Below are 1,595 nucleotides of genomic sequence, written 5' to 3' on the forward strand. Positions count from 1 at the left end.
GTTCAGGCTAAGGTAAAATTTGTGAGTTGCTCTTAGAGTAAATGCGAATTTTCGGCGAATGTCGTCTTCACAGTATAACCAGATTGCTTGGGGTTATATGGTCAAGTGAAGAAGCGCATACGGTGGATGCCTTGGCAGTCAGAGGCGATGAAAGACGTGGTAGCCTGCGAAAAGCTTCGGGGAGTCGGCAAACAGACTGTGATCCGGAGATGTCTGAATGGGGGAACCCAGCTGTCATAAGACAGTTATCTCATGCTGAATACATAGGCATGAGAGGCGAACCAGGGGAACTGAAACATCTAAGTACCCTGAGGAAAAGAAATCAACCGAGATTCCCTTAGTAGTGGCGAGCGAACGGGGACCAGCCCTTAAGTTGGTTTGAGATTAGCGGAACGCTCTGGAAAGTGCGGCCATAGTGGGTGATAGCCCTGTACGCGAAAATCTCTTGTCAATGAAATCGAGTAGGACGGGGCACGAGAAACCTTGTCTGAATATGGGGGGACCATCCTCCAAGGCTAAATACTACTGACTGACCGATAGTGAACTAGTACCGTGAGGGAAAGGCGAAAAGAACCCCGGAGAGGGGAGTGAAATAGATCCTGAAACCGTATGCGTACAAGCAGTGGGAGCCCACTTTGTTGGGTGACTGCGTACCTTTTGTATAATGGGTCAGCGACTTATATTCAGTGGCGAGCTTAACCGAATAGGGGAGGCGTAGCGAAAGCGAGTGTTAATAGCGCGTTTAGTCGCTGGGTATAGACCCGAAACCGGGCGATCTATCCATGGGCAGGTTGAAGGTTGGGTAACACTAACTGGAGGACCGAACCGACTACCGTTGAAAAGTTAGCGGATGACCTGTGGATCGGAGTGAAAGGCTAATCAAGCTCGGAGATAGCTGGTTCTCCTCGAAAGCTATTTAGGTAGCGCCTCATGTATCACTGTAGGGGGTAGAGCACTGTTTCGGCTAGGGGGTCATCCCGACTTACCAAACCGATGCAAACTCCGAATACCTACAAGTGCCGAGCATGGGAGACACACGGCGGGTGCTAACGTCCGTCGTGAAAAGGGAAACAACCCAGACCGTCAGCTAAGGTCCCAAAATCCTGGTTAAGTGGGAAACGATGTGGGAAGGCTTAGACAGCTAGGAGGTTGGCTTAGAAGCAGCCACCCTTTAAAGAAAGCGTAATAGCTCACTAGTCGAGTCGGCCTGCGCGGAAGATGTAACGGGGCTCAAACCAGGTACCGAAGCTACGGGTATCATCTTAGGGTGATGCGGTAGAGGAGCGTTCTGTAAGCCTGTGAAGGTGAGTTGAGAAGCTTGCTGGAGGTATCAGAAGTGCGAATGCTGACATGAGTAACGACAATGGGTGTGAAAAACACCCACGCCGAAAGACCAAGGTTTCCTGCGCAACGTTAATCGACGCAGGGTTAGTCGGTCCCTAAGGCGAGGCTGAAAAGCGTAGTCGATGGAAAACAGGTTAATATTCCTGTACTTCTGGTTATTGCGATGGAGGGACGGAGAAGGCTAGGCCAGCTTGGCGTTGGTTGTCCAAGTTTAAGGTGGTAGGCTGAGATCTTAGGTAAATCCGGGATCT

Annotated in this window: 1 rRNA gene; it reads left to right on the forward strand. The window is 50.5% G+C overall.

The annotated features are described in order from the left end of the window. Positions 1–99: 99 nt before the first annotated feature. Positions 100–1,595: ribosomal RNA gene (locus IFT98_RS20915) — 23S ribosomal RNA — on the forward strand; the annotation flags it as partial.

Source organism: Pseudomonas sp. CFBP 8770, from assembly GCF_014841705.1.
GTDB lineage: Bacteria > Pseudomonadota > Gammaproteobacteria > Pseudomonadales > Pseudomonadaceae > Aquipseudomonas.